General features: G+C 70.7%; 26 protein-coding genes. 9 read left to right on the top strand and 17 right to left on the bottom strand.

Annotated features, from left to right (window positions below):
* Positions 1 to 115 precede the first annotated feature (115 nt).
* Positions 116 to 412: a hypothetical protein gene (locus EXW95_RS05610; RefSeq protein ID WP_174366635.1), complete on the top strand. Its 297-nt coding sequence runs from the start codon at positions 116 to 118 to the stop codon at positions 410 to 412.
* 216 nt (positions 413 to 628) lie between these two features.
* Here the strand turns inward: EXW95_RS05610 and EXW95_RS05605 are convergent, their stop codons facing one another.
* Both EXW95_RS05605 and greA read right to left on the bottom strand, forming a co-directional pair.
* Positions 629 to 1,000: an excalibur calcium-binding domain-containing protein gene (locus EXW95_RS05605; RefSeq protein WP_174366634.1), complete on the bottom strand. Its 372-nt coding sequence runs from the start codon at positions 998 to 1,000 to the stop codon at positions 629 to 631.
* A gap of 89 nt (positions 1,001 to 1,089) precedes the next feature.
* On the bottom strand, positions 1,090 to 1,560 hold the full coding sequence (greA, locus tag EXW95_RS05600) for a transcription elongation factor GreA (protein ID WP_174366633.1): 471 nt from the start codon (positions 1,558 to 1,560) through the stop codon (positions 1,090 to 1,092).
* A 131-nt stretch (positions 1,561 to 1,691) separates the two neighbouring features.
* On the opposite strand from greA, the gene EXW95_RS05595 reads away from it, so the two are divergent.
* Positions 1,692 to 2,018 (top strand): hypothetical protein, encoded by a 327-nt coding sequence (locus EXW95_RS05595; protein WP_174366632.1) that lies wholly within the window; start codon positions 1,692 to 1,694, stop codon positions 2,016 to 2,018.
* Positions 2,019 to 2,075: 57 nt separating this feature from the next.
* Here the strand turns inward: EXW95_RS05595 and EXW95_RS05590 are convergent, their stop codons facing one another.
* The 3 genes from EXW95_RS05590 to EXW95_RS05580 form a co-directional block, all read right to left on the bottom strand.
* Positions 2,076 to 3,122 (bottom strand): phosphohydrolase, encoded by a 1,047-nt coding sequence (locus EXW95_RS05590; protein ID WP_174368840.1) that lies wholly within the window; start codon positions 3,120 to 3,122, stop codon positions 2,076 to 2,078.
* A 7-nt stretch (positions 3,123 to 3,129) separates the two neighbouring features.
* Positions 3,130 to 3,927 (bottom strand): enoyl-CoA hydratase/isomerase family protein, encoded by a 798-nt coding sequence (locus tag EXW95_RS05585; RefSeq protein ID WP_119673757.1) that lies wholly within the window; start codon positions 3,925 to 3,927, stop codon positions 3,130 to 3,132.
* 240 nt (positions 3,928 to 4,167) lie between these two features.
* Complete coding sequence (locus tag EXW95_RS05580) at positions 4,168 to 4,887, bottom strand: purine-nucleoside phosphorylase (protein ID WP_174366631.1); 720 nt, start codon at positions 4,885 to 4,887, stop codon at positions 4,168 to 4,170.
* A 353-nt stretch (positions 4,888 to 5,240) separates the two neighbouring features.
* Between EXW95_RS05580 and EXW95_RS05575 the strand changes: the two genes are divergently transcribed.
* The 3 genes from EXW95_RS05575 to EXW95_RS05565 all read left to right on the top strand — a co-directional run bounded on the left by EXW95_RS05575 (position 5,241) and on the right by EXW95_RS05565 (position 8,993).
* A complete protein-coding gene (locus EXW95_RS05575) occupies positions 5,241 to 6,428 on the top strand; it encodes an S-layer homology domain-containing protein (RefSeq protein WP_174366630.1) in 1,188 nt (395 codons plus the stop codon).
* 106 nt (positions 6,429 to 6,534) lie between these two features.
* Positions 6,535 to 6,876 carry a hypothetical protein gene (locus EXW95_RS05570; RefSeq protein ID WP_174366629.1) on the top strand — a complete coding sequence of 114 codons (342 nt, stop codon included), beginning with the start codon at positions 6,535 to 6,537 and terminating at the stop codon, positions 6,874 to 6,876.
* Positions 6,873 to 8,993 (top strand): DHH family phosphoesterase, encoded by a 2,121-nt coding sequence (locus tag EXW95_RS05565; RefSeq protein WP_254605520.1) that lies wholly within the window; start codon positions 6,873 to 6,875, stop codon positions 8,991 to 8,993. The genes EXW95_RS05570 and EXW95_RS05565 overlap by 4 nt, the downstream gene beginning before the upstream one ends.
* A gap of 23 nt (positions 8,994 to 9,016) precedes the next feature.
* Here EXW95_RS05565 and EXW95_RS05560 read toward each other — a convergent pair whose 3' ends face one another.
* Genes EXW95_RS05560 through hemL form a run of 4 tightly spaced genes read right to left on the bottom strand, consistent with a single transcriptional unit; the run spans position 9,017 to position 12,221 of the window.
* The gene (locus tag EXW95_RS05560; RefSeq protein WP_174366628.1) at positions 9,017 to 9,418 is read right to left on the bottom strand and encodes a hypothetical protein; all 402 of its coding nucleotides are present in this window, start codon (positions 9,416 to 9,418) and stop codon (positions 9,017 to 9,019) included.
* Entirely contained in the window at positions 9,415 to 10,431 is a 1,017-nt protein-coding gene (locus EXW95_RS05555) for an NAD(P)/FAD-dependent oxidoreductase (RefSeq protein WP_174366627.1), read from the bottom strand. Before EXW95_RS05555 ends, EXW95_RS05560 begins: the two co-directional genes overlap by 4 nt.
* Positions 10,432 to 10,434: 3 nt before the next feature.
* Positions 10,435 to 10,863 (bottom strand): CoA-binding protein, encoded by a 429-nt coding sequence (locus EXW95_RS05550; RefSeq protein ID WP_174366626.1) that lies wholly within the window; start codon positions 10,861 to 10,863, stop codon positions 10,435 to 10,437.
* Entirely contained in the window at positions 10,860 to 12,221 is a 1,362-nt protein-coding gene (hemL, locus tag EXW95_RS05545) for a glutamate-1-semialdehyde 2,1-aminomutase (RefSeq protein WP_174366625.1), read from the bottom strand. The genes EXW95_RS05550 and hemL overlap by 4 nt, the downstream gene beginning before the upstream one ends.
* A 119-nt stretch (positions 12,222 to 12,340) precedes the next feature.
* On the opposite strand from hemL, the gene EXW95_RS05540 reads away from it, so the two are divergent.
* Positions 12,341 to 13,627, top strand: a complete 1,287-nt coding sequence (locus EXW95_RS05540) for a glutamate-5-semialdehyde dehydrogenase (RefSeq protein ID WP_174366624.1) — start codon at positions 12,341 to 12,343, stop codon at positions 13,625 to 13,627.
* A 63-nt stretch (positions 13,628 to 13,690) separates the two neighbouring features.
* On the opposite strand, the gene dxs is transcribed toward EXW95_RS05540, so the two are convergent.
* The 5 genes from dxs to EXW95_RS05515 all read right to left on the bottom strand — a co-directional run bounded on the left by dxs (position 13,691) and on the right by EXW95_RS05515 (position 18,950).
* Entirely contained in the window at positions 13,691 to 15,580 is a 1,890-nt protein-coding gene (dxs, locus tag EXW95_RS05535) for a 1-deoxy-D-xylulose-5-phosphate synthase (protein ID WP_174366623.1), read from the bottom strand.
* The gene (locus EXW95_RS05530; RefSeq protein ID WP_174366622.1) at positions 15,577 to 16,272 is read right to left on the bottom strand and encodes a hypothetical protein; all 696 of its coding nucleotides are present in this window, start codon (positions 16,270 to 16,272) and stop codon (positions 15,577 to 15,579) included. Before EXW95_RS05530 ends, dxs begins: the two co-directional genes overlap by 4 nt.
* Positions 16,273 to 16,401: 129 nt before the next feature.
* Positions 16,402 to 17,085, bottom strand: a complete 684-nt coding sequence (locus EXW95_RS05525; RefSeq protein WP_174366621.1) for a PspA/IM30 family protein — start codon at positions 17,083 to 17,085, stop codon at positions 16,402 to 16,404.
* 161 nt (positions 17,086 to 17,246) lie between these two features.
* A complete protein-coding gene (locus EXW95_RS05520; protein ID WP_254605518.1) occupies positions 17,247 to 18,011 on the bottom strand; it encodes a hypothetical protein in 765 nt (254 codons plus the stop codon).
* A gap of 57 nt (positions 18,012 to 18,068) precedes the next feature.
* Positions 18,069 to 18,950, bottom strand: coding sequence for a LysR family transcriptional regulator (locus EXW95_RS05515; RefSeq protein ID WP_174366619.1), 882 nt, complete (start codon positions 18,948 to 18,950; stop codon positions 18,069 to 18,071).
* A 128-nt stretch (positions 18,951 to 19,078) separates the two neighbouring features.
* Here EXW95_RS05515 and mnmE point away from each other — a divergent pair, with 128 nt between their 5' ends.
* On the top strand, positions 19,079 to 20,395 hold the full coding sequence (mnmE, locus tag EXW95_RS05510; RefSeq protein WP_174366618.1) for a tRNA uridine-5-carboxymethylaminomethyl(34) synthesis GTPase MnmE: 1,317 nt from the start codon (positions 19,079 to 19,081) through the stop codon (positions 20,393 to 20,395).
* Between the two features lie 14 nt (positions 20,396 to 20,409).
* Here mnmE and ruvA read toward each other — a convergent pair whose 3' ends face one another.
* Positions 20,410 to 21,009, bottom strand: coding sequence for a Holliday junction branch migration protein RuvA (gene ruvA / locus EXW95_RS05505; protein ID WP_174366617.1), 600 nt, complete (start codon positions 21,007 to 21,009; stop codon positions 20,410 to 20,412).
* A 101-nt stretch (positions 21,010 to 21,110) separates the two neighbouring features.
* Between ruvA and EXW95_RS05500 the strand changes: the two genes are divergently transcribed.
* Positions 21,111 to 21,725 (top strand): GNAT family N-acetyltransferase, encoded by a 615-nt coding sequence (locus EXW95_RS05500; RefSeq protein WP_174366616.1) that lies wholly within the window; start codon positions 21,111 to 21,113, stop codon positions 21,723 to 21,725.
* 67 nt (positions 21,726 to 21,792) lie between these two features.
* On the opposite strand, the gene EXW95_RS05495 is transcribed toward EXW95_RS05500, so the two are convergent.
* On the bottom strand, positions 21,793 to 23,073 hold the full coding sequence (locus tag EXW95_RS05495; protein WP_174366615.1) for a DUF4384 domain-containing protein: 1,281 nt from the start codon (positions 23,071 to 23,073) through the stop codon (positions 21,793 to 21,795).
* A 195-nt stretch (positions 23,074 to 23,268) separates the two neighbouring features.
* Between EXW95_RS05495 and EXW95_RS05490 the strand changes: the two genes are divergently transcribed.
* Positions 23,269 to 23,655, top strand: a complete 387-nt coding sequence (locus EXW95_RS05490) for a hypothetical protein (RefSeq protein WP_174366614.1) — start codon at positions 23,269 to 23,271, stop codon at positions 23,653 to 23,655.
* A 139-nt stretch (positions 23,656 to 23,794) separates the two neighbouring features.
* Here EXW95_RS05490 and EXW95_RS05485 read toward each other — a convergent pair whose 3' ends face one another.
* Entirely contained in the window at positions 23,795 to 24,568 is a 774-nt protein-coding gene (locus EXW95_RS05485; RefSeq protein WP_174366613.1) for a DUF554 domain-containing protein, read from the bottom strand.
* Positions 24,569 to 24,734 lie beyond the last annotated feature (166 nt).

Below are 24,734 nucleotides of genomic sequence, written 5' to 3'. Positions count from 1 at the left end.
CTTGGCACGGCGCGGCAACCCTGACAGTGTACAGGGCCGCGCCCGCAACGGCACCGGACAGGCAGGGGCCAGAACCTCGTATCGCCCGATCGTCGTCCCTGGCCGGGAGGAGTAGTTGGGCACCTTCACGCTGCCCGAACGCGCCGCGTACCGGTCGGGGCTGGACCGCGCCCTGGCGTCTCTCCGGGGGCTGTTCGCGAAGCATCCTGACCGGATCGAGTTCGGGATCGTCAGTCTGCCGTCCAGTACGCCGGAGCGGCTCTCTCCCGTGGGCGGGTACGACGTCATCGGGATCGTCACGGTGCCGGGATGGGTGACGACCGATTTCCGTGGGCAGACTGTCCGCGTGGAGGATCTCCCGGACCTCCTGGAGCCCGAGCTGAGCGCCCTGTTCCGGTCACCGGTGCGCTGATGGGCAGCAGAACACCCCGGCCGGAGCGGGGGTGTGGGTGGGTGGAGTAGGTTGCACGGTCCGCCAGAGGTCCGGGGTCAGTGCCGCGCCGGGCGTCATTGGAGCAGGTGCAACGCGCCCAGTGTCCTCGCGTCGCAGCGGGCGGTTTGTAGCGCTCCTGGCAGTGTGGGGCGCACCTGAACGGTCTCTCAAGTCCAGATGACGCCCGGGTGACCGTCAGCGGCCCAGCAGGGGGCGGTCCATCGGTTCGCACGCGACGCCGTTGCGGTTGGGGTCGCGGCTGGTGTGGTACGCGGCCTCGGTGCGGCGCAGGTCCTTCAGGCCCAGCGGGACGAGGCGGCGGCAGTCGCCGGTGGTGTCCACGGCGGCGCGCAGCACCCAGCCTCGCTGCGTGCCGAACTGCACGTCGCACCACAGGGCGTAGCAGCGGTTCAGGTTCAGTGCCGTGCGGGCACCGAGGGTGCGCAGCGGCGTGCTGGTCTGGTTCGGGACCGGGTACAGTTTCGTGACGGGCATCACCCAGGCGGGCGTGGCGTGGGCCGCGCCGCACAGGAGCAGCGGCAGCAGGGGGCGGATCAGGCGGTGCATGGCGTGCGGGTAGTGTAGCCGCTCAGCCCGGCACCTCCCTTCACCCGGAAGGGGGGAGGGGAGGCGCCGGGCTGAACGGGGCGGTGAGGTTACAGGTAGTCGACGCTGATGATCTCGAACTCGGCGCTGCCCTTGGGGAGCTGCACCGTGACCTTCTCCCCGGCGCGGCGCCCGGCGAGGGCCTTGCCGATGGGGCTGGCGTCGCTGATCTTGCCTTTCAGGACATCCACCTCGTACGTGCCGACCAGTTCGAAGTGATGCTCCTTGCCTTTGGCGTCGCGCACGCGGACCTTAGCGCCCAGTCCGGCGCCGCCCGTGGCGTCCTCCTCGATGATCAGGGCGCGTTCCAATTGCCGCTCCAGTTCGGAGATGCGGGCCTCGTTCTCGCTCTGCTGCATGCGGGCCTCGTCGTACGCGGCGCTTTCGCGCAGGTCGCCGTCCTCGATGGCGCGGCCCATGTTCTCGGAGATCTCCTCGCGTTTGGTGGTCTTCAGGAAGTGCAGGGTTTCGACCAGTTTGTCGTACCCGCGCTGGGTCATCGTGATGCGATCCTTCGTCATAGACAGTCAAGTATAGGCGGTTTCGGATGGTGGCGGGGTGGGAACTGACCGGTCGTTCCGGCGCGGTGTATGAAGGTCACCCTGCCGTTATCCCACCCGCGCGGGGGCGCGCAGCCCGTAGCGTGCGGGGCATGACACGAGACGACGCGAGCGACTACGCGCCCGAAGGCGAGATCCGGGACGACGGCACCACCGGCGAACTGCTGAACGACAAGATGGCTGCCGAGGACCTGCTGCGCGCGGCGGCCAGCGAGGACGCCACGAACGTGAACGACCAGCCGGGCTTTCAGGACGGGTCGCAGGGCGGCCGGGACTTCGAGGACCGCCAGGGCACCCCGAACAACGACGGGGACAGCGACCTGGAGGGCCGCGCGGCAGGCGGCGATGGCACGCACCGCAGCGGCGGCATCGACGGCGGCCCGGCCCGCACGACGCCCCTGCCGGGCGCCAAAAAGTAGGCATCAGGTAGAGGGGACCCCGGCCACACGGTCAGGGTCCCATCTGCTGTTGCGGGTTCAGCGGGTTTCGCTGCTGATGCCCAGGTTGTTCGCCACGGCCTGCTGCACCTGCTTCTGCGTGTCCATCACCTCGACCTCGACCTGAGCGCCGCTCTCCAGGTCCATCACGAAGTGGTCGCCGTCCAGCCGCACGCGCGAGAGGATCTGCTCCTCGCCCTCGGGGCGGGTCGTGGCGCGCAGGTCCACGAAGCGGCGCAGGGGCGTGCGGATCACCTTCGGCGCCAGGATCTCCTCGACCTGGAAGATCCCGCCGGAGTTGTTCATGGTCACGCTGATCAGCACCGGCTTGTCCCGCCCGCGCTCGATGACCACCTGATCCACCGCCAGTGCGCTGATCGAGTGGATGTCCACGCTGCCCAGGCTGAATGCCTTGCGTCCCCGGCCCTTGGTGATGTCCGTCCCGTCCGCCACGGCGACGATGCCGCCCTCCATGGTCAGCGGCGCGGGGTTCAGGTCGTGGCAGTTGATGGCGCCCAGGATGAACGAGCGCACCTTCACGCGCTTGAACGGGTCGGGGTACAGCGGCGTCATGATCCGGTCGAGGATCGGCAGGGCCAGCGCCACGCCGTGCGCCTCGTGCCCCACGCGGTGAATCTGGTTCCCGATGTCGTGCAGCATGGTGCCCAGGATGACCGTCAGGAACACGTCGTCCGCGTCTCCGACGCCACTCTCCATGATGTCGGTCCGCACCCCGCCCTCGAGCAGGAGTTCGGTGATCGCCATGCCCGCCGCGCCCGTAATGAACGCGTGCACGCGGCCGTGGTCGTTGTACCCCAGCTTGCGCATGGTGATGTAGTTCGCCATGTCCCAGTGCGCCAGGGCCTCCGGGTCGGCGCGCAGCGCGTCGTACGCGGCCAGGGCGCGTGGGTAGTCCCGCAGGTCGGTGCGGATCGCCTGATTGGCCTCCTCGATCAGTTTCGCGCGGGGCGTCGTGAACTCGACCACGCGGGTCTTCGCGGCGGGCGCGGCGCTGTCCTCGCGGCCCGCGACGTCGCTGACCGTGCCGCCCTCGACCTGCAGGCGGAACTTCTGCTCGCCGCCCATGCCGTCCTCATTCACCCTGGAACTCCGCGCGGCGCTTGTTCAGGAAGGCGTCCACCCCCTCACGGAAGTCCTTCGTGGCGACCGTCATGCCGAACAGGTCCGCCTCGACCTCCAGGCCCGCCTCCAGCGTGGTGTCCAGGCCGCGGCGCACCGCCTCCTTGACGAGGGACAGCGCGATCGGGGCGTTCTTCAGCATCAGCTCGGCCACCTCGCGCGCCTTGGTCAGCGCGTCGTCCGCGACGTAGTTCACGAGGCCCATGCCCAGCGCCTCGTCGGCCTTCACCTGCCGGGCCGTGAGCATCAGGTCCAGCGCGCGGCCCGCACCCACCAGCCGCGCCAGACGCTGCGTGCCGCCGAAACCGGGGATCAGGCCCAGCGAGACTTCCGGCAGGCCCAGGCGGGCGGTCGTGGCGGCCACGCGCACGTCGCACGCCAGCGCCAGTTCCAGCCCGCCGCCCAGCGCGAAGCCGTTCACGGCCGCGATCACGGGAATCGGCAGCGAGGAGATCTGATGCATGACGTCCTGCCCGGCCAGCGACAGCTCGCGGCCGTCGTACACGCCCTCCAGGTTCTCGAACTCGCTGATGTCCGCGCCCGCCACGAACGCCTTGTCCCCGGCGCCCGTGATGATCAGCGCGCCCACCTCGGCGTCCTCCACGATCAGGTTCACGGCCTGCGCGATCTCCGACAGGGTGTCGGCACTCAGGGCGTTCAGCGCGCGGGGGCGGTTGATGGTCAGGACCGCGATGGGGCCATGCTGGTCAATCTGCACGTTGTTGAACTCGAATTCATCCAGTTGGGTCATGCGAGTATCCTGCCACAGCCCGCCCCGCGCACAAAGGGCGCACAACAGCGATCACAACAAAAAGAAGGACCGCCCGGCTGGACGGCCCTCCCCGGCACGGTCGCTCATACGGATTCCGTTTGCTCCGTTGACAAATCGGAACATCACCGATCTGTCAACTCCACGTCCGGAACCCGTTTTCCTCCTGCTCGCATCCGCTCGAGTTGAAAGATTTTGCAAACCTTTCAACCGGAGTCCGTATCAGTCGCGCGCGGCCAGCGTCACGATGGCGTCCAGCGCCACGCGCACCATGCGGTCCACCCCGGCCGCCAGCACGTCGTCCGGCACCAGCTGCGGGTCGCCGATGTCGTTGCTGCACGCCGTCAGGCACGCCGCGCGCAGCCCCCGCTGAGCGGCCACCAGGAAGATCGCGCTGGCTTCCATCTCGAAGCCCAGCACGCCCCGGCCCGCCCACAGCCGCGCGTGCTCGGGCGTGCTGGCGTAGAAGGCGTCCTCGGTCATGACCAGCCCCACGTGGTGCGGCGCGCCGCTGGCGCGGGCGGCCTGCACGCTGGCCTCCACAACCTCGAAGCTCGCGGCCGGAGCGTACGGCGCGCCGCCCAGCATCTGCCGGGTGGTGCCGTCGTTCGGGACGGCCGCCGTGGCGATCACCAGATCACCGGGCGCCACGCTGGGGGTCGCGCCGCCCAGCGTGCCCACGCGGATCAGCGTCCGGGCGCCCAGCCGCGCGAGTTCCTCCGCGACGATCGCCGCGCTCGGGCAGCCCATCCCGGTCGTCTGCACGCTGACCGGCACGCCCTGATACGTGCCCGTGAAACCCAGCAGCTGTCGGTGGCTGGTGTACTCGTGGGCGCCCTCCAGGTATGTCTCGGCGATGTGCCGGGCGCGGTTGGGATCGCCGGGCAGCAGGACATACGGGGCGACGTCGCCGGGCTGGGCTCGAACATGAATCTGGCTCATGCGCCGGAGTATAGGTGGCGCGCCGGGTGCCGCCTACTGCCCGCAGGGTCCGCCGGACCGTGAGCGAAAGCTCATGAACGCCGGGCATGACGGCCCCGACAGCTTTCTCACGAGGCAGGTCGCTGAGCCCGCCCTGCACGTACTCCGCCCTCCTCATGCGAAAGGGCCGATCTGTCATGCGACGCTCACGATCAAGCGGAATGTCAGATTCGACTCACAAAAGCCCTTCACGTCGAGGAACTCACGGCGGTCTGTTCACAAAGACCTCACTGCCCCTGCCTACCGTGAGTCCCAGAGAGACGCGTCACATTGTGTCGATGTTTCCGAATCAGACCGCTCAAGGAGAACCACACATGCGCAAATCACTGATCATCGCGTCCACCCTGGCCCTCAGCCTCGGCGCAGCCAGCGCCCAGACCACCACGACCGCCGCCCCCGCCCAGGTCACCCTGAGCGACGTCCCCGCCGGTCACTGGGCCAAGGACGCCGTGGACAAGATCGTCCAGTGCGGCCTGATTCAGGGCTTCCCCGACGGCACCTTCCGCGGCAACGAGAACCTCACCCGCTACCAAGCCGCGCTGATCTTCTACCGCGCCCTGCAGACCGGCAGCCTCAGCGGCTGCGGCTTCAGCGCCAGTGACATGACCACTATCGCCAACGGCATGCAGGAAGTCAGCACCGAGCTGGCCGCCATCGCCAGCCGCGTCACCGACCTCGAGAAACTCACCGCCGACCAGCAGGCCCGCATCGACGCCCTCGAAGCGAAGATCAACGGCATGGACACCGGCGCTGCCAGCGCCGACGTCGCCGCGCTGAACGCCCGCATCGACGCGCTGGAAGCCGCCATCCGCAACATCCCCGCCGGTCCCCAGGGTCCCGCAGGCCCCACCGGCCCCCAGGGCCCCGCAGGCCCCACCGGTCCCCAGGGCCCCGCAGGCGCCAGCACCAGCACCACGGGCACCGTCACCACCCCCGCCCCCAGCACCGGCACCACCGTCGTCATCGGTGACACCACCCCCGTCGCCGCCGCCCCCATGAAGAACCTGTACGCCGGGGTCGGCGTGGGCGCCAAGATGGCCGGCAACGGCGCCGAGTGCCTGAACACCTTCGACCAGAACAAACCCAAGGTGAACTACTGCTACACCGGCAGCGTCATGGTCGGCAGCAACCAGGTCATCGGCCCGGTCGGCGCCCGCGTGGCCGCCGAGTACCAGCCCGGCTACAACGGCGTGAGCGTGGACGCCAACGCCACCTACGCCCTGCAGAACGGCAGCAGGCTGACCCCCTACGTCGGCGCCGGTCTGGGCCTGACGAGCAGCCAGACCCGCACCGCCGGGTCCACCGCCAACGCCAGCGACATCTACGTGAACGGCATCATCGGAGTGGACTACAACATCACCGACAGCCTCGCGGTGTTCGTGGAAGGCAACGGCCGCTACTACCTGAGCAACAACGGCTACGGCACCGGCCTCGCCACCAGCGCAGCCGACAAGGGCGGCTTCAACGGCGGCATCAAGACCGGCGTGAAGTTCTACTTCTAAGCCCCACACCCCTCCAGGGTTGCGACCCCCGGCCACTCGGCCGGGGGTCTTCGCATGGCAGGCGCGGCACGGTGTCCCTCACGCGTGCGGGCTACACTGCGCGGTGATGCGGCTCGTTTCGTTCATTCAGGTGCTGCTGCTGCTGGGCATCGCCGCGTACCTCGCGCTGGTCACGCTGGAGAACCCCGGCGTGGTCCGGCTGCCCCTGCCCACCGGGAGCGGTGAACTGACCGTGCCGGTCGGGGCGGGCGTGGCGATCTTCCTGGCGCTGGGCGTGCTGTTCGCCACGCTGCTGCTGCTGCCCGGCCTGTGGCGGGAACGCGTGCGCCGCACCCGCGAGGCCCGGCTGCGGCGCCAGGCCGAGGACCGCCTGACCGCGACCCTCCAGGCGCGCCTGGGGTCGGTGGTGCCCACCGAGGTCATCACGGACAGCGAGGTGACTCCATGACCGGTGACACCGTGACCGCGCCCCGCTGGGTGCTCGCGCCGCCCGCCAGCCGCCAGGAGCTGCTGCGCGTCATGCAGGAATGGCGCGTGTCGCCCCCGCTGGCGCAGGTCCTCACCGGGCGGCACCTCACGCCTGCGCTGCTGGACCCGCCCCTGACGCTGACGCCGAACCCGGCGCTGCGCGAGGCTGCCCGGCGCATCGTGACCGCGATCAGGGGGAAGCAGCGCGTCCGCATCCACGGGGATTACGACGCGGACGGCGTGAGCGCCACCGCCACCCTGGTCCTGGGCCTGCGCGACCTGGGCGCAGACGTGCATGGCTTCATCCCGCACCGCCTGAACGAGGGCTACGGCGTCCACCCGGACAAGGTCGAGGAGCACGCCGCTGCCTGCGACCTGCTCGTGACCGTGGACTGCGGCGTGACGAACCTGGAGGAGGTCGCGGCCCTGATCGCGCGGGGCGTGCAGGTCATCGTCACCGACCACCACGCGCCCGGCGCCGATTTCCCCGACGCACTGGTCGTCCACCCGCGCCTGACCGACCGCTACGACCACGACCTGCACAACCTGACCGGGGCGGGCGTCGCGTACCACCTCCTCTGGGCCGTTCATGAGGAACTTGGCCTGCCGGAACCACGCGCCCTGACGGCCCTGGCGACCCTGGGCACCGTCGCGGACGTCGCGCCTCTCATCGGGGAGAACCGGGCCCTGGTCAGGGCCGGACTGGACGCCCTGCGGGACACGACCCTGCCGGGCCTGCGCGCCCTGCTCGACTCTGGCCGCGTCAAGCGCCCCACCGCGCGGGACGTGGCCTTCATCCTCGCGCCGCGCATCAACGCCGCCGGACGCCTCGGCGAGGCCGACGTCGCCCTGGACCTGCTGACTACCCCCAGCGCGCACGACGCCAGCCGCCTCGCGGAATACCTGGAGATCCGCAACCAGGAACGCCGCAAACTCCAGGACGACATGTTCCAGCACGCCCTGACCCTCGCCGACCCGACCGAGCCCGCGCTCGTCGTCACGCACCCCGACTGGCACGCGGGCGTCATGGGCATCGTCGCCAGCAAACTCGTCGACGCGTACCACAAACCCGTGTTCATCGTCGCGCAGGGCAAGGGCTCCGTACGGTCCACGCCCGGCATCAGCGCCGTCGAGGGCCTGCGCTACAGCCACGACCTCCTGAAACGCTACGGCGGGCACCCCGGCGCCGCCGGATTCGCCATCGACCCCACCAATATGAACGCCTTCCGGGACCGCATCCACGCGTACGCCCGGCAGTTCCCCACCCCCGTCGCGCAGGTACGCCTGGATGCGCCACTCCCCGCGCTGGCCGCCAGCCTCGACCTGCTCCAGGAGACGCACACGTTCGAACCCTTCGGCGAGGGGCACGCCCTGCCGCTGTGGCACCTGCGCGAACCCCTCACCGAGACCCGACTGGTCGGCAAGAAAGGCAACAGCCTCCAGTTCAAGGTCGCGGGCCTGCGCGGCATCAAATTCGACGAAACAGACGACGCTGCCGGAGAACGCGACCTGGGCGCGCACCTCGTCAGCAGCGAATGGCGCGGCCAGACCCGCCTGGAATTCCACGGACAGGCCCTCCGCGCCCCCGGCACCATCGACCTCGACGCCCCCAACCCCGAGCGGCCCACCCCGCGCCTGAACCCCAAAGCCGCCATGGAACACCTGCGCGCCGGAGCCAGCGCCTACGCCGAAGGACCCGTCGCCGCGTACCTGCGCGACAACGTCCCCGGCCTCACCCTCGTCACCACCGCCGACGCGCACCCCGGCGGGGAACTCATCCTGTACGCCCTGCCACCCGAGGACACCCTGCGCGGCTGGCTGCACGCCACCCAGACCCGCCCCACCGCCAGCCTCGCCTTCGCGTTCGGCCCCAAAACCCTCGCGGAACTCGAAGGCAGCCTCAGCCGCCACCACCTCAGCGCCCCACCCGCCAACCCCCTCCTGAACCCCGGCACCCTGGAAGCCGCCGCCGACGCCTACCGCCGCTGGCAGTGGGCTCACCACTGGCGCACCCTCAGCGACGACGGCTGGACCGCCAGCGTCCACGCCATGCTCGGCGAACCCGTACAGGAACGGGAAGCAGTCAGCGCGGACTGAGAAGGGTCGAATCGTATGACGACTTAAGGCGTGTGCTCACAGCTGGGCACGTTCCGCTGGCCAGCACACTCCACCACCAGGAGGGCGTTCTGGAATGTCAAATCAAAATACCCCTGTGCCCGTCGCAGAAAGCCAGCCACCCGGATTGTGCCGTCTCCGATTTCAAACTCGCAGATCTCTGAGAGCTCTTCAGGAAGATGTTCAATAACCGGCAAACCGCCCTCTTCTCCGTGCTTTCGGATGGTCAGCGCGGTCCATGCAGTGAGTTCGAGGCGTACGCCTTCCAGCGTGACGTCCGGATCGATGTAGGCACCGGTCACTCCCACGACGAAGAGTCGCTCCTTCTGATCAAAATGCATCGCCAGTACAGGATCGTCGGGAGAAAACGACAGGGTTGCGCAGTGCCTGGGATGAAGCCTGATCATGTTCCCGTGACGCGGCGGGCGAGGGTCCAGCCGCTCAGCAGCGCGGTTTCCACGCGGGGGCCGTGCTCGTCGGGCGTGAACCAGTCGCCGCACCAGCCGATGCGTAGTTCGGGGTCCCAGTGGCAGGGGCCGGGCGCGGGGTGGGTGGGGATGGCGTAGCGCCAGCGGTGCGTGAAGGTGTGCAGGGTGGGGGGGAGGTCGCCTGTGATGTCGGCGGCGGCGCGCAGCAGGTCGGGCAGGACTTCCTCGGGGGTGCGGTCGAGGTTCGCGCGGCTCCAGTCGGGCGTGGCGTGCAGCGTCAGCGCGGGTGGGTGCCCGGCGGGGCGTTTGGTATGCTCGCGCGCCAGCCACTCCAGCACGGGATGGTCGGCGCGCAGGGCGGGCCAGCTGGCTTCCAGATCGTGTTCCAGCACGATGCCCGCCGCCCAGCACGGCGCGTATTCCACGCCCGCGACCCGTTCAGTGGTGCCCTCGGAGTCGCTGCCGCGCAGGTCGAGGTCCGCCAGGAGGGGGGCCAGCTGCGGTGCGGGCAGGTTCAGCAGGAGCGTCCCGGCGTCCCAGGTGGCACCGTCGCGGGTGTGGATGCGCCAGCCGCCGGGGCGGCGTTCCAGGCTGGTGACCGTCACGCCGGTGGTGACCTCCAGCCCGCGTGCGAGGGTGCGGCCCAGGGTGCTGAGGCCCTGCGGGGGCACGAAGCGGGGGTGCCCGTCGCCGCCGCCGCTGAGCTGTCCGGCCTCCCAGCGGGGAATACCGCGTGTCCACTCGGCGTTCCAGCCTTCCCGGATGCCTGCCTCGGCCAGTGCGCGGGTGCGGTCATGCCGGGCGGTGAAGAACCGCGCCCCGTGATCCAGCCGCGCCTCCCGCCCGTCGGGGAGGGTCACGCGGCGGGTGGCGGCGCGGCCCGACACGCCGCGCGCCTTGTCCAGCAGCGTGACGTGTTGCCCCGCCGCCCCCAGGTCACGCGCCGCCGCCAGGCCGCCCAGGCCCGCACCGACCATCAGCACGCCTTGCATGCGTTACAGCAGCGCCCGGTGATCGGCGAGGAGGCAGCGGTCCTGTACGACGTCGATGCCGCGCGCCGCGAGCTCGCGGGCGGTCGCGTCGTCGCGGATGCCGAGCTGCAACCACACGACTTTCGGCGGGGTGGGCATGGCCAGGATGTCGGGCAGGTGCTGGCGCACCTTGTCGCTGCGGCGGAACACGTCCACGATGTCCACCGGGGTCGTGATCTCCGCCAGGGTCGCCACCGCCCTGTGCCCGAAGTAACTCTCGCCACGCGCGGCCAGCGCCGGGTTTACCGGGATGATCGTGTACCCCTGGCGGTGCATGTACTCGGGGACGTAGTACGCGGGTTTCATCGCGTCGTGGTGGAAGCCCACCACGGCGATGACCTTGTGGTCGGTGAGGATCTGCCGCACCTGCGCCGTCTGCGTGACGAGTGTCATGCGCCCAGATCCCGACCCAGATCGAGGTACGCGGCGCGCGCGGCGTCCAGCGTGGCGTCCAGTTCCGCGTCGCCGTGCACGCCACTCACGAAGATGCTCTCGAACTGGCTGGGCGCCCAGTACACGCCCCGGCCCAGCATCCCCTGGAACCAGCGGGCGAAGGCCTTCGTGTCGCTCGCAGCGGCGTCCGTGTACGTCCGCACGCTGCCGTCCGGTGCGTTCAGGTGGAAGGCGGTCAGCATGCTGCCGATGTGGTTGATGCTGACCGGCACGCCCGCCGCGGCCGCCGCGTCCCGCAGGCCGTCCGCCAGAGCGGTGGTGTATGCCCCCAGCCGCGCGTACAGGTCCGGGTCGGCCTCCAGCGCACTCAGGGTCGCGAGGCCCGCCGCCATCGCCAGCGGGTTCCCGCTGAGCGTCCCGGCCTGATACACCGGACCCTGCGGCGACACGAAATCCATCACTGAAGCGCGGCCCCCGTACGCGCCCACCGGCAGGCCGCCGCCGATGATCTTGCCCCAGCAGATCAGGTCCGGACGCAGGCCCAGCAGGCCCGTCGCGCCGCCCAGCGACAGCCGGAAGCCGGTCATGACCTCATCCGCGATCAGCAGCGCCCCGTGGGTCTTCACGCGGTGCAGCGCCGCCAGGAACTCCGGCGTGGGAATCAGCACCCCGGCGTTCCCCACCACCGGCTCGAAGATCACCGCCGCCACCTCCGACCCGCGCGCGGCCATCAGGGCGTCCAGCGCCGCCGGGTCGTTGTACTCGGTGACCAGCGTCAGGCCCGCGTACTCCTCGGGCACGCCCGCGCTGCTCGGGGCCGCCGCGCCCAGCGCCCCGTCCGCGTTCGTCATCAGGCCACTCCCGGCCTCCACGAGCAGGCCGTCCGCGTGCCCGTGGTAGTTCCCGCGGAACTTCACGATGAACTTCCGGCCCGTCACGCCCCGCGCCAGCCGCAGCGCACTCATGGTCGCCTCGGTCCCGCTGCTCACGAACCGCACGCGGTCCACGCCCGTCAGGCGCGTCACCAGCTCCGCCAGCAGTACCTCCCGCTCGCCGGGCGCGCCGAAACTCGTGCCGTACTGCAGCGCGTCCGCGATCGCCTCACGCACCGCCGGGTGGTTGTGCCCCAGGATCATCGGCCCCCACGACCCGATGTAATCCAGCAGGCGCGTGCCGTCCGCGTCGGTCAGGTACGCGCCGTCCGCTCGGGCGATGAAGCGCGGCGTGCCGCCCACGCTGCGGAAGGCCCGCACCGGACTGTTCACCCCGCCCGGCGTGACGGCCCGCGCGCGCGCGAACAGCGCCTCCGAATGCGCCGTGGGCGCGGGCGTAGGAACAGCTTGCAACTCGGTGGTCATGCCCCCCACCTTACCGGAGGCCTGTGAGGCCTGTGGGCAACCCAGCGCACACTGAAGTGGAGCCAGGAGGTCTGCACCGCGCGCCGGGCCGGACGGGAGGGGCGCGCTACGCTGGCGGGATGAGTGAGTCGTCCCCCAACCTGACCGTCCGGGAGATGGGCGTGCGGGCCCGCGCCGCTGCCCGCGTGCTGCGGTCGCTGCCCACCGCGCGCAAGGTGGCCGCGCTGCACGCGATCGCCGCCGGACTGCGTGCCAACGCACCCGCGATCCTGGCGGCGAACGCGCAGGACGTGCAGGCTGCCATTGAGGCCGGACTGCCCGAACCGATGGTGGCCCGCCTGCGGCTGGACGCCCGGATGCTGGACGGCATCGCGGCGGACGTGGAGGCCGTGTCGCGCCTGCCCGACCCGGTGGGGGAGACCACCCCCGCGCAGACCCAGCCGAGCGGCATCCGCGTCAGCACCCGGCGCGTGCCGCTGGGCGTGCTGGGCGTCATCTACGAGAGCCGCCCGAACGTGACCGTGGACGTCGCCGCGCTGGCCCTGATGAGCGGGAACGCCGTGATCCTGCGCGGCGGCAAGGAAACCGTGCGCAGCAACGCCGCGCTGGAGGACGTCATCCACGCCGCGCTGCGGGAGCAGGGCCTCCCGGCGGACGGGGTACAGGTCATCCGCGACCCGGCCCGCGAGCGGATGCTGGAGCTGCTGAAACTGGACGATCTGGTTGATGCGATCATCCCGCGCGGCGGGGCAGGCCTGCACCGCTACTGCGTGGAGAACGCCACCGTGCCCGTCATCGTGGGCGGCATCGGCGTGGTGCACGTGTACCTCGACCCCAGCTTCACCCGCGACCCCGAGGACCGCGCGCGCGCCCTGGAGATCGTCCGGAACGCGAAGGTGCAGAAACCCAGCGCCTGCAACGCCCTGGACACCCTCCTGATCCACGTGGCGGCCCTGGACGCCCTGCCGGACATCGCCCGCGACCTTCAGGCGCACGGCGTGACCCTGCGCACCGACCCGCCCGCCCACGCGGCCCTGAGTGCCGCCGGGATCACCACCGAGCCCGCCACGGACGCCGATTACGGTACGGAATTTCTGGCCCTGACCGCCAGCGTGAAGACCGTCCCCTCCTTCGAGGACGCGCTGGACTTCATTGCCGCGCGCGGGAACCACACCGACGTGATCCTCACCCGCGACGATGCGCAGGCGGGGCGGTTCATCGAGGACGTCGACAGTGCCGCCGTGGTCGTGAACGCCAGCCCCCGCTTCAACGACGGCGGGCAACTCGGCCTGGGCGCCGAGGTCGCCATCAGCACCCAGAAACTCCACGCCCGCGGCCCCATGGGCCTGCGCGAACTGACCACCACGAAATGGATCGTGGAAGGCAACGGCGAGGTCAGGGAGTAGATGGTCAAAAGTTGATGGTTGATAAAGGGTCGCCCCTTCCATCAACCATCAACTTTCAACCGTTCACACCCCGAGCGGGACGTCCACTCCGAGTTCGGCCAGCACGGTGCGGATGGCCTGCGCGTCGATGCCGGTGCGGGCGTGGACGCTCTCGACGGTCGCGTGTTCCTGGAATTCGTCGGGGATGCCCAGGACGCGCACGGGAGTCCGCAGGCCCTCGGCGTTCAGGAATTCCAGGACGGCGCTGCCGAAGCCGCCCACGACGGTGTTGTCCTCGACGGTGATGATCGCGCGGGCCGTGCGGGCCACGTCGCGCAGCATCGCCTCGTCCAGGGGTTTCACGAAGCGGGCGTTCACGACGCCCACGCCGTCCAGTCCGGCGGCGGCCTTCTGCGCGTACTCCAGGCCCTTGCCGCCCGCCAGGATCACGACGTCCGTGCCGTCCTGCACGCGTTCCCAGGTGCCCCACTCCAGTTCAGGCCAGGTGCCCTCCGGAACGGGGGTGGTGTTGCCGCGCGGGTAGCGGATCGCGAAGGGACCGTCGTACGTCTGCGCGTACTTCAGCATGCCGCGCAGTTCCGCCGCGTCCTTCGGCAGGCCGATGCGCACGCCGGGGATGGAGCGCAGGAAGCTCAGGTCGAACACGCCGTTGTGCGTCGCGCCGTCCGCACCCACGATCCCGGCGCGGTCGATGGCGAACGTGACGTTCAGGTGCTCGATGGCGACGTCGTGCAGCACCTGATCGTACGCGCGCTGCAGGAACGACGAGTAGATCGCCACGACCGGGCGCAGGCCCTGCAGGGCCATCCCGGCGGCGGCGGTCACGGCGACCTCCTCGGCGATCCCGACGTCCAGGTAGCGGTTCGGGTGCGCCTTCGAGTACCCGACCAGCCCGCTGCCCTCGCGCATGGCAGGCGTGATCACGAAGGTGCGCGGGTCCTGCGCGGCCAATTCGGTCATGGCGTCCCCGAAGGCGTTGCTCCACGAGTACGCCTTGCTGGCGCTGAACTCGCCGGTGCTCGGGTCGAACTTGCCCGGACCGTGCCAGTAGATCGGGTCCGCTTCCGCGTAGCTGAGGCCCTTGCCCTTCTTCGTGACGACGTGCAGGATGGTCGGCCCGTCCAGATCCACGAGGCGTTCCATGAGCCACACGAGTTCCTGCACGTTGTGCCCGTCCACCGGGCCGACGTAGCGCACACCCATCGCCGCGAAGGGATTCACGCTGGCCGGGTCGAAGAAGTGCCGCGTGCTGCTCTTGGCGCGGCTCATGAAGCTCGCCAGGGGCTTGCTGACGGCCTCCATGGCCTTCTTGCCCGCGCCCTCGCCCTCCTGGAACCACTTCTGCACCTGCAGGCCCCGCATGAACTTGTTCATCGCGCCCACGTTCTCGCTGATGCTCATCTCGTTGTCGTTCAGGACGATCAGCATCCGGCGGTTCATGTCCCCGATGGTGTTCAGCGCAGCCAGGGCCATGCCGCCCGTCAGGCTGCCGTCCCCGATCACGGCCGCGACCTTGTAGTCCTGGCCCAGCGCGTCGCGGGCCATCGCCATGCCCAGCGCGTTCGCGAGGGAGGTGCTGGCGTGTCCGACCGTGATCGCGTCGTGCGGGGACTCGCTGACCTTCGTGAAGCCCGACAGACCCCCCTCCTTCTTCACGGTCGCCATCTGGTCGCGCCGCCCGGTCAGGATCTTGTGCGCGTACGCCTGATGCCCCACATCGAACAGAATCCGGTCACGCGGCGAGTTCAGCACGTAATGCAGCGCCACGATCAGGTCGGTGGCGCCCAGCGACGACGCGAGGTGCAGCCCGCCGACCGAGCACACCCGCGTGATCTCGTCACGCAGTTCCTGCGACAGCGCGGGCAGCTGCTCACGCGAGAGCTTCTTGAGGTCGTCGGGATTGTTCACGCGGTCCAGCAGCGGCGTGCCGGACGGCTGTCTGATGTCGGTCATGGTTGTCCTCCTGAACGCGGGGCGAAGTTCCGCTCCGTCAGGAGCAGCCCCTCGGGCGTGCGCACCTCGCCCACGAAAGGCGTGAACCACAGCTGCTGGGTGGCCGGGAACAGCCCGCCCACCGTGTCGCTGATCTGGCGCGTCACCACCCACACGTCGAAACGCCCGCCCGGCGTACTCACCGTGCGGCGCTCCTGCACCAGATAAGAGTACGACAGCGTGCCGCTGCCCTTCACGGCCCCGTCGTCCCCGACCAGACTCACCTGACTCTGCCCCTGCCACGTCAGGCCCGTACGCCACGCGTCCGGCGCGGGGTACTCCAGCCACGCCGGTTGCAGCCGCACCGTCACCCCCGGCTTGCGGATGCCAAGCAGTTTCACGCCCTGCGCGTCCGCCACGCGGTACCACGTCTGGTCCGCGCCGCGCCCGGTCATGCGCGTGGCGTTCGCCGCCTCCCCGCCAAACAGGGTCGGGCCGAGGTTCTGCACCACGTACGGCGCGCCGCCCGCATCCTCGCCTTCCGGCAGGTACGCCCACTGCAGCCCGGTCTCCTGCGGGTAGAACGACGCGCGGGTCAGCGGCGTGCTGCTCTGCACCGTACCGGGAGCGGTCGCCTGCGGGGCGCACGACCCCAGCGCGGCGCACAGCGCACCGGCCAGCACGGCAGCGAACGGGAAACGGGGGGCGGGCATGGCACCAAGCTTAGAACGCCTCATCGCCCTCATTCTGTCAGCAAACATGAAGTTCACCTGACGAACGTCCCCCCAAAGAGGGAGGGACACCCGGTCACAGGCCTGCGGGTGCCCCCCCCTCGGCAGGCTTCAGCTGTTGCTGCCGCCCCCCTCGCCCTGCACCTTGGCTTTCAGGGCCGCCATCGCGTCATCCAGCGCCTGCCCCCGCCCCAGGTCCTTGAGCTGCGCGTCGAAGTCGTTCTCCCTGCGCAGATCCTGCATGGCGCGGTTGCGGTCCTCCATGCCGGACACCTTCTGCTCCATCTCCTCGAAGGCGTCCATGGCGCCGCCCGCCTTGTCGAAGCCGGACACGCGGTCCAGGGTCGCCCCGGCCTGCGCGGTCTTCTGCCGGGCGGCCAGCAGGGACTTCTTGCTCTCCATCTCGTCGATCTTCGCTTCCAGTGCGCGCAGCTGGGTTTTCAGCTGCTCGACGGTACTGGACTGCACCTGCAGCTGCTCCTCGAAGCCCGCCGCGAGATCCTTGGCGTTCTGAGAGCGGCGCAGCGCCTCGCGCGCCAGGTCCTCGCTGCCGCCACGCAGGGCCTCCTCGGCCTTCTTCTCGTACTCGGCGGCCATGCGGCGGTTGGTGTTCGCCTCGCGTTCCAGCTTGGCGTTCTGGCTCATGGCGTCGGCCACTTCACTGCGGGCCTCGGCGTACGCGGCGCGCATGTCCCGCAGCGCCTGCTCGATGATCTTACCGGGGTCTTCGGCCTTGCTGATCAGGTCGTTCACGTTCGCGCGCAGCAGGCGCGACAGGCGGTCAAGGATGCTCATGGTGGTTCCTCCTGGGGAAAGTGGGGCTTGAGCCGAAGCTTACCCCCCACCAGGACGCGCGGGCACCCCGCAGGGTTCCACCCCTAAGAACACGTGAAGGTCAGGCCCACGGCGCAAAAGGGGGAGACCCGCTGGCCTCCCCCCATCCGCGCCGCGGTCCCTCAGAACACGATGGGTTTCAGGCCCACGCTGTCCGACCCGCACGCGACCGTCAGCACGCCGCCGTTCGGGGTGGTCGTGCAGCCCAGGGCGCGCAGGCCCGCCAGCGGGAAGATCAGGTTCCTGCCGTCCGTGGCGGGCGCCAGCGGCAGTTCCACCGCGCCCGCGTCGGTCTGCGCGGCGCGCGCGCCCACCGTGACCGTCAGGGTGCCCTGGTCGGCGTTCGACAGGCGGTACTTCCCGCCGCCCAGCGACGTGACCTTCACGACGCCGATCAGGTCGCTGCCCAGCACGTACGGCTGACCCTTCACGACCCCGGTGGGCACGGCGACCTTGGCGGGCGCGGCGGTCTTCGCGGTGGGCGCGGCGTCCACGACGACCAGCGTTTCCTTGTCGTTCAGGGCGCTGAGCATCACGAAGTTCGCCGGGGTGTCCTTGACCAGCAGCACGCTGGCCTTCCCGGTGGTCTTCCAGTCCCCGGCGCGCGCGGCCAGTTTGCCCTTCACCAGGGGGCGCAGCGTCGCGGCCGGCGTCTGCACGTACAGGCACACGGCGTTCCCGCTGAGCTTCAGGCTGTCCGGGCAGCTCATCAGGCGGCCCTTGACGACGGCGCCCACCTCGACCGCCAGGGCACTGACGCCCCGGTTCGTGGTGGCGGAGGCCGCCGGGGCCTTGGCGGGTGTCGCCGGAGCCGTCTGGGTGGTCTGGGCCAGGGACGCCGGGCCGAGCAGGGCGAGACCCAGGGTGACGCTGAGGGAAAGACGCATACCGGGCATGCTAGAGCGCCCGCATGAGAAAGCCCGCCCCTCCATGAAGGGCCGCCCTCATGCGCGGCGCAGCAGGTCCACGAGGGCGCGGACCTCCGCGGACAGCAGCGCGGCGGGCGCCGTGACCAGCGTGTGCGCGACCGTCACTGCCGGGGCTTCCAGGCCCACGCTGGCGACCGCGCCCAGTTGCACGTCCCGCGCGACGAACCCGGCGGGCATGATCGCCACGCCGTCCCCGGCCCGCACGCCCGCCAGGACCCCCCACAGGCTTCCCAGTTCCAGGCCCTGCGCCGCACTGACGCCCACGCCGTCCAGCAGCCGTTCGGCCTGTCGGCGCACGCCGCTGCCCCGCGCGGACCACAGCAGCGTCTCGCCGCGCAGCGCGTGCGGCGCCACGTACCCCAGGCCCGACAGCGGATGGCCGGGCGGCGTGACCAGCCGCAATTGATCCTCGCCGACGCGGTGCAGGTCCAGGTCCTCCACCGCCCGCTGTGGCGACGTGACGATCAGCGCCGCGCCCAGCCGCCCGGCGCGGACCTCCTCGATCAGCGTCCCGGCGGGCCGCGCCACGATCCGCAGGTGCAGCCCGGCCGTGCGGGCCCGGCGTACCAGGGCGCTTGAGTGCTCGCTCAGGGCGAAGGAGAGGCCCACCCGCAGGGCCGCCGCCGGGCGTTGCCGGGCGCCGCTGATCTGCCCGGCGACCTCCGCGAGGTTCCGGGCGATCGCCTGCGCGTGCGGGAGCAGCCGCTCTCCGGCCTCGGTGAGGGCCACGCCGCGACCCTGGCGGGTGTACAGCGGCTGCCCGAACTGCTCCTGCAGGGCGCGCAACTGACCGCTCACGGCAGGCTGACTGAGGTTCAGGGCCTGCCCGGCGCGGCTGACACTCCCCAGTTCCGCGACGACACTGAACGTGACGAGATGCTCCGGGTTGATCCTCACGCCCGCATGGTATCCGCACTGCCGATGGGAGCGGGCCGGGGACGTCGGTGTATCACGCCCCCCGATGACGCCATCACGGGAGCCGGGGGGCACGGTGACCGGAGGCTGCGGTGCGCTACCCTGCCCGCGTGACCCGCTCCGGCCTGCAAGACACCATCGCCGCCATCGCCACCGCTCCCGGCAGCGCGGGCGTGGGCATCGTGCGCGTCAGCGGCCCCGCTGCGCTGAGCGTCGCCGACCGGGTGTTCCGGGGCCGCCGCGCCCCCTCGCGCACGCCCGGCGGCCGTTTCCTGTTCGGGCACCTGCAAGGCGCCAGCGGCGAGGTGCTCGACGAGGGCCTGTGCCTGATCTTCAGGGGACCGCGCAGCTACACCGGCGAGGACGTCGCGGAACTCCAGACGCACGGCAGCCCCGCCGTCCTGGCCCGCGTCCTCCAGGCCACGCTGGACTGCGGCGCGCGCCCCGCGCGGCCCGGCGAGTTCACGCTGCGCGCGTACCTGAGCGGACGCCTGGACCTCGCGCAGGCCGAGGCGGTCCTGAACCTCATCGAGGCGCAGACCGACACCGCCCGGCGGCAGGCGACCCTGGGCCTCAGCGGCGCGCTGGGCGACCGCGTGGACGGCGTCGCGCGCGGCGTGACCCGCACCCTGGCCGCCATCCAGGCCCTGCTGGACTACCCCGAGGAGGGCGTCCCGGACGAGGACCGCACCCTCCCCCTGGCGCAGGCCGAGTCGGACCTGCGGGACCTGCTGGCGTCCGCGCGGGCCGGGCAGGTCGCCACGCGCGGCGCGCGACTGGCACTGATCGGGCGGCCCAACGCGGGCAAGAGCAGTCTCCTGAACGCCCTGCTGGGCTACGAGCGCAGCATCGTCACGCCCATCGCAGGAACCACCCGCGACTACCTGGAGGCCGCCGTGGAACTCGCCGGGGTGCCCGTCACGCTGGTGGATACGGCGGGCATCCGCGAGACCGGGGACGCCATCGAGGCCGCCGGGGTGCGACAGGCGCTGAGTCTCGCGGGAGCCGCCGATCTGGTCCTGGCGCTGGAGGACGGCAGCGCCCCCCGCGAGGCCCTGCCCGCCGACCTGAGCGGCGCCCGCGTCATCCGCGTGCGGACGAAAGCGGACCTGCCGGGCGCGTGGACCGACCCGGCCGCGCTGGACGTCAGCGCCGTGACTGGCTCGGGCCTTCCCGCGCTGCGGGACGCGATCCAGGCGGCGCTGCTGGGCGACACGGCGCGCGGCGAGGCGTGGCTGACCACCGAACGGCAGGCCGACGCCGCCCGCCGCGCCCTGGCCCACATCCAGGCCGCACAGACCCTCCCGGACGACCTGGCCGGGTACGAACTGGAAGAAGCCCTGCGCGCCCTGGCCGAACTGACCGGCCGGGACGTGCAGGAGGACGTGGTGGACGCCGTGTTCCGCAACTTCTGCGTGGGCAAGTAGTCGCCCGGCGCGCGTCAGCGCAGCTTGCCCAGGCTCTTGCGGATCAGGCTGTCGGCGCTCAGGTCGGGGTCGGCAGAGAGGAGTTCGGCGACCACGCCGCGCACCTGCGCCTCGCGGAAGCCCAGGGCGAGCAGGGCGTCCACGGCGTCGCGTCCGGCGGTGCTCGTGACCCGCGCGGCCTTCGCGCCGCCCCCCGTGGCAGGCGCGGCGAGGTGCTCGGGGATCTTGCCCTGAAGTTCCAGCACGAGCCGCTCGGCGGTCTTCTTCCCGACGCCGCTGACGCTGGACAGCAGTTTCACGTCCCCGCCGAGCAGTCCGGCGGCCAGGGCGCTGACGGGCATGGCGGACAGCAGCGCCAGCCCCAGCTTTGGGCCGACGCCGCTGACGCTGGTCAGCAGGTCGAACACGCGGACGCTGTCGGCGTCGTGGAAGCCGAACAGCAGCTGGGCGTCCTCGCGGACGATGAAACGGGTGTTCAGTTCGGCGGTCTCGCCGACGGTCAGCTTGCCCAGGGTGCTGACGGGGCACTGGACCTCGTAGCCGACGCCGCCCGCGACGACCACGGCGCTGTGTTCTCGGATTTCCCGGACGGTGCCGGACAGGTAGGCGATCATTGCCCCCATTCTACATTCCGCTGTGAACAGAATCCTGCGCCGGGGCAGGTTCGCACCACCCAGCAGGCCCCGTCGGCGCCCGGTGTGCTGCACTGTGGGGCATGTTCACCCTGCGCCCCGCCCGCGAAACCGACCGCGCCGCGCTGTACCGCATCTGCCTGGAAACGGGCGCCAGTGGCCAGGACGCCACACACCTGTACGCCGACCCTCTGATCCTGGGGCACGTGTACGCCGGGCCGTACCTGACGTACGCGCCGGACTTCGCGTTCGTGCTGGAGGACCAGGGGAGCGGTGAGGTGACGGGCTACGTCCTGGGCGTCCCCGACACGGCCGCCTTCGAGGCCACCCTGGACCGCGAGTGGTGGCCGCCCCTGCGGGAGCTGTACCCCGACCCGGCTGGCATTCCGCGTGAGGACCGCACGCCCGACCAGCGGATCGCGCACCTGATCCACCACCCGCCCCGCGCGCCGCAGAACGTGCTGACGGACTACCCGGCGCACCTCCACATCGACCTGCTGCCCACCGCGCAGGGAGGCGGGAGGGGCCGGGCGCTGATGCACACCCTGCTGGACGCGCTGCGTGAGGCCGGGGTGCCGGGCGTCCACCTGGGCGTGGGGGAGAGCAACACCCGCGCGCAGGGGTTCTACCGGCACCTGGGTTTCCGGGAACTGCACCGCGCGCCCGGCAGCGTGACCTTCGGCCTGCCCCTCACCTGAACCCGCCGCCAGGGGCAGCCAGTGAAAGGGACGCCCACACGGGACGTCCCTCTGCTGCTCAGCTGGATTACTTGCGGTAGACCTTCGTCACGCCGTTCACGGTGCGGATGGTGCCGCCCTCGAAGTCCGCCGCCCACGCGCCGCTGATGGTGTACTGGTCGCGGGTGGGGAAGCCCAGGAAGGAGCCGCTGCCGCCCAGACCCTGGTAGGTCTTCAGGACATTCCCGCTGAGCCAGAACGTGCCGTACTTCTCGGTGCCGTACAGCGCGCCGTTCTGGAAGAAGCCGTACAGGCCGCTGGTGCCCAGGCTGTTCTGCGGGATGACCTTCTCGTCACCGGCGGCCCAGCCCAGGCGGCTGGGGGGACGCGTGCCGCCGTTCTCGGCCCTGGCGAGCGCCAGGTACCGTTCGAGCAGCATGCCGTGCACGGCGTACGAGCGGCTGCTGCCGTTGGCGTGCAGGAGCACCGCGTCACCGTACGCGCCGACGCCCTTGAACTTCTGCCACAGGCCGTCACCCCAGCCGCTGGCGTAGGTGGTGGCCTGACCGAGGCTCTCGTCGCCCTTCAGGCGGGCGTAGGCGTCCACCATGGCCTGATCGCGCGTGCCGTTCTGCCGCTCGCCGGGCTGGATGGTGCCCGTGGGCTGGGCGGGCTGCGCCGGCTGTGCCGGGGTCGGCTGGGCGGGAGTGGGTTGTGCCGGGGCGGGCTGCTGGCCCTGGCCGGGCGTGATGGTCACGGTGCCGGTCGTGCTGCCCGGCATGGCGGGCGTGGGGTTGGCGACCGGGGTGCCGCCCACCTTGAAGGTCACGACGTCGGTCGTCCAGCCGTCGGCAGGCAGCGGGTTCACGACGATGCTCAGGGCACGCGCGAGGTTCTCCTGCCCCTTGACGCTCACCTGCGCGAAGCCCTGATCCTTGGCGAACTTCGCGATGTCGGTCAGGTCCAGTTCCCTGGTGCTGGCCAGCGCCAGCAGGCGGTCCTGACCGTTCGGGCCACCGACGTTCAGGCCGTACTTGGCGTTCTGCTGCGGGAACACGCGGGTCACGCCGCCCTGCACGAAATTGCTTTCCTCGAAGTTGTTCGGGAAGAACAGGTCCACGACGCCGTTCGCGTTGATGTTGAACAGGTACACGTACGCGTCCTGGTTGGTCTTCACGGCGATCTTGATCGGCTCGCCCTTGCGGTAGGTGGGGTTGGCCTTGCCGCTGGCATCCTTGTTCACCCAGACTTCCACGTTCAGTTTGGTCTCGACGGGGTTCACGATGATGCTCTGCGCGGTGATCTTGGCGGGGCTGGCGCCCGCGGCGCCGAGCAGCAGGGTACTCAGGATCAGGGTTCGTTTCAGCATGGTGGTGCCTCCTTGTGGTGAGGCGCACCGTACCCCGCAACTCTGACCAGTTGCTGATAAGACCGCGTCCTGCAAGGCACGCTGAAGACCCGCTCAAGCCCACCTGACGCGCAGCGCCCGAACATGAGGGCCGGTTGCGGACGGCGTGAGCGTGCGGGGGGTGAACGGGCGGTGTGCATCGCCTAGCCTGCGGGCATGCGCGGCCCCCTCCTGCTTCTTCTGGCGCTGCTGCCCGTGCACGCGCAGGCCGCTTCGGACCCCTGGCCCGGCTCGCCCGTCCTGACGCGGCTGTTCGTGCTGCCGTCCGGCCGGGCCGACCGTGACCGGCTGATCGGCGCGCTGGACCTGACGGTCGCGCAGGTGCGGGAACTGGAACGCCTCGCGGGCAGCGAACGCGCCTACGCGCAGGCCGCCCGGACACTCGACCGGGCGGGCGCGCAGGCCCTGAACGTGAAACTGGCCGCCATGAACGCCGAGAAGGACCGCAAGGTGCGCCGCCTGCTGGGCGCCGACTACAAGCTGTTCCGCGCGTGGGTGCGCGCGTGGTGGCAGGCCCAGGTGCGCCGCGCCGCTGGGCGCTGACCGCACAGACGAATCAGCTGTTTCGCTGACCGCTCAGAACACCACCGATCTGACAGATATAGGCCCGGAACCGGTTTTTCTCCGATTCACAGCCGCTCGGACCCAGCGGGCTTTGCAGCCCATTCAATCGGAAACCGTCTCAGCCCAGGCGGGTGGCGATCAAAAGCGCCAGCGGGGCGATGAGCAGCGCGGGCAGCAGGCTCCCGACCCGCACGCGGCGGTCCTCGAAGCCCAGCCCGGCCAGCATGAGGTTCCAGCTGATCCCGATGATGGTCAGGCCGCCCGCCCCGGTGATCAGCAGCACGTACGGGTTCGTCTTCAGGATCTGCGGGTCCGCGCCGCCCAGCAGCCCGGCCGCGAAGGTGCCTGCCAGCAGGCTGATGCCGCCCTGCACGGCCAGCACCGTCAGCGCGCTGAACCCCACCCCGATCCCGTACGCGCCCGCCAGGGCCAGCGCCGCGATGCCGTCCAGCGTGGCCTTCAGGACGTACGTGGCGCTGTCCCCGGTCAGGCCGTTCTGCAGGCCGCCGATCACGGTCATCGGCCCGATGCAGAACAGCAGGCTGGCCGCCACGAACCCCTCCGTGAAGCGGCCCCCACCCCGGAAGCGGCGTTTCAGGGTCTCGCCCAGGCGTTCCAGGCTCTCCTCGATGCCCAGCGCCTCGCCGATCACGGCGCCCAGCGCCAGACTGACCAGCGCGAGGATCACGCCCGGCACCGCGCCGCCCTGCACGCGGTTCAGGCTGCCCGCCATGTCCAGCCCGATGAACAGCGTCACCAGACTCAGGGTCTGCAGCAGCGTGCGCTGCGTTCTCTCGGGCAGCCGTCCGCCCACCGCGAGCCCCACGGCAGTGCCCAGCAGGACGGTGACGACGTTGACCAGGGTGCCGGACAGCTGCGACAGGACGCTCATCGCCGCTGACTGTAGAGCACGCCGCGCGGCACGCGGGCCTGGATTGTCCAGTTCCGCCCGCTGGCGGGGCGCCGCACGACCATCAACGCAACCTTGAGGGGACCTCAAGAAGCCCGCAAGATCTGTGACGCCCCGCTGACAGGCGGTGTGCTACGTTCTACGCAAG

The sequence above is a fragment of the Deinococcus sp. JMULE3 genome (assembly GCF_013337115.1).
Lineage (GTDB): Bacteria > Deinococcota > Deinococci > Deinococcales > Deinococcaceae > Deinococcus.
Note: the sequence above shows the minus strand (reverse complement) of the source record. Positions and strands in the feature narration are given on the sequence as shown.

Excerpts from the sequence above, each read along its gene's own strand:
- EXW95_RS05555 (WP_174366627.1), bottom strand. The coding sequence starts at position 10,431 with ATGCAAGGCGTGCTGATGGTCGGTGCGGGCCTGGGCGGCCTGGCGGCG.
- EXW95_RS05520 (WP_254605518.1), bottom strand. The coding sequence starts at position 18,011 with ATGCGTCTTTCCCTCAGCGTCACCCTGGGTCTCGCCCTGCTCGGCCCG.
- EXW95_RS05575 (WP_174366630.1), top strand. The coding sequence starts at position 5,241 with ATGCGCAAATCACTGATCATCGCGTCCACCCTGGCCCTCAGCCTCGGC.
- EXW95_RS05550 (WP_174366626.1), bottom strand. The coding sequence starts at position 10,863 with ATGACACTCGTCACGCAGACGGCGCAGGTGCGGCAGATCCTCACCGAC.
- EXW95_RS05530 (WP_174366622.1), bottom strand. The coding sequence starts at position 16,272 with ATGCCCGCCCCCCGTTTCCCGTTCGCTGCCGTGCTGGCCGGTGCGCTG.
- EXW95_RS05595 (WP_174366632.1), top strand. The coding sequence starts at position 1,692 with ATGACACGAGACGACGCGAGCGACTACGCGCCCGAAGGCGAGATCCGG.
- EXW95_RS05570 (WP_174366629.1), top strand. The coding sequence starts at position 6,535 with ATGCGGCTCGTTTCGTTCATTCAGGTGCTGCTGCTGCTGGGCATCGCC.
- EXW95_RS05580 (WP_174366631.1), bottom strand. The coding sequence starts at position 4,887 with ATGAGCCAGATTCATGTTCGAGCCCAGCCCGGCGACGTCGCCCCGTAT.
- EXW95_RS05500 (WP_174366616.1), top strand. The coding sequence starts at position 21,111 with ATGTTCACCCTGCGCCCCGCCCGCGAAACCGACCGCGCCGCGCTGTAC.
- hemL (WP_174366625.1), bottom strand. The coding sequence starts at position 12,221 with ATGACCACCGAGTTGCAAGCTGTTCCTACGCCCGCGCCCACGGCGCAT.
- EXW95_RS05485 (WP_174366613.1), bottom strand. The coding sequence starts at position 24,568 with ATGAGCGTCCTGTCGCAGCTGTCCGGCACCCTGGTCAACGTCGTCACC.
- EXW95_RS05525 (WP_174366621.1), bottom strand. The coding sequence starts at position 17,085 with ATGAGCATCCTTGACCGCCTGTCGCGCCTGCTGCGCGCGAACGTGAAC.
- EXW95_RS05585 (WP_119673757.1), bottom strand. The coding sequence starts at position 3,927 with ATGACCCAACTGGATGAATTCGAGTTCAACAACGTGCAGATTGACCAG.
- EXW95_RS05540 (WP_174366624.1), top strand. The coding sequence starts at position 12,341 with ATGAGTGAGTCGTCCCCCAACCTGACCGTCCGGGAGATGGGCGTGCGG.
- EXW95_RS05560 (WP_174366628.1), bottom strand. The coding sequence starts at position 9,418 with ATGATCAGGCTTCATCCCAGGCACTGCGCAACCCTGTCGTTTTCTCCC.
- EXW95_RS05565 (WP_254605520.1), top strand. The coding sequence starts at position 6,873 with ATGACCGGTGACACCGTGACCGCGCCCCGCTGGGTGCTCGCGCCGCCC.
- ruvA (WP_174366617.1), bottom strand. The coding sequence starts at position 21,009 with ATGATCGCCTACCTGTCCGGCACCGTCCGGGAAATCCGAGAACACAGC.
- dxs (WP_174366623.1), bottom strand. The coding sequence starts at position 15,580 with ATGACCGACATCAGACAGCCGTCCGGCACGCCGCTGCTGGACCGCGTG.
- EXW95_RS05590 (WP_174368840.1), bottom strand. The coding sequence starts at position 3,122 with ATGGGCGGCGAGCAGAAGTTCCGCCTGCAGGTCGAGGGCGGCACGGTC.
- EXW95_RS05495 (WP_174366615.1), bottom strand. The coding sequence starts at position 23,073 with ATGCTGAAACGAACCCTGATCCTGAGTACCCTGCTGCTCGGCGCCGCG.
- greA (WP_174366633.1), bottom strand. The coding sequence starts at position 1,560 with ATGACGAAGGATCGCATCACGATGACCCAGCGCGGGTACGACAAACTG.
- EXW95_RS05605 (WP_174366634.1), bottom strand. The coding sequence starts at position 1,000 with ATGCACCGCCTGATCCGCCCCCTGCTGCCGCTGCTCCTGTGCGGCGCG.
- EXW95_RS05490 (WP_174366614.1), top strand. The coding sequence starts at position 23,269 with ATGCGCGGCCCCCTCCTGCTTCTTCTGGCGCTGCTGCCCGTGCACGCG.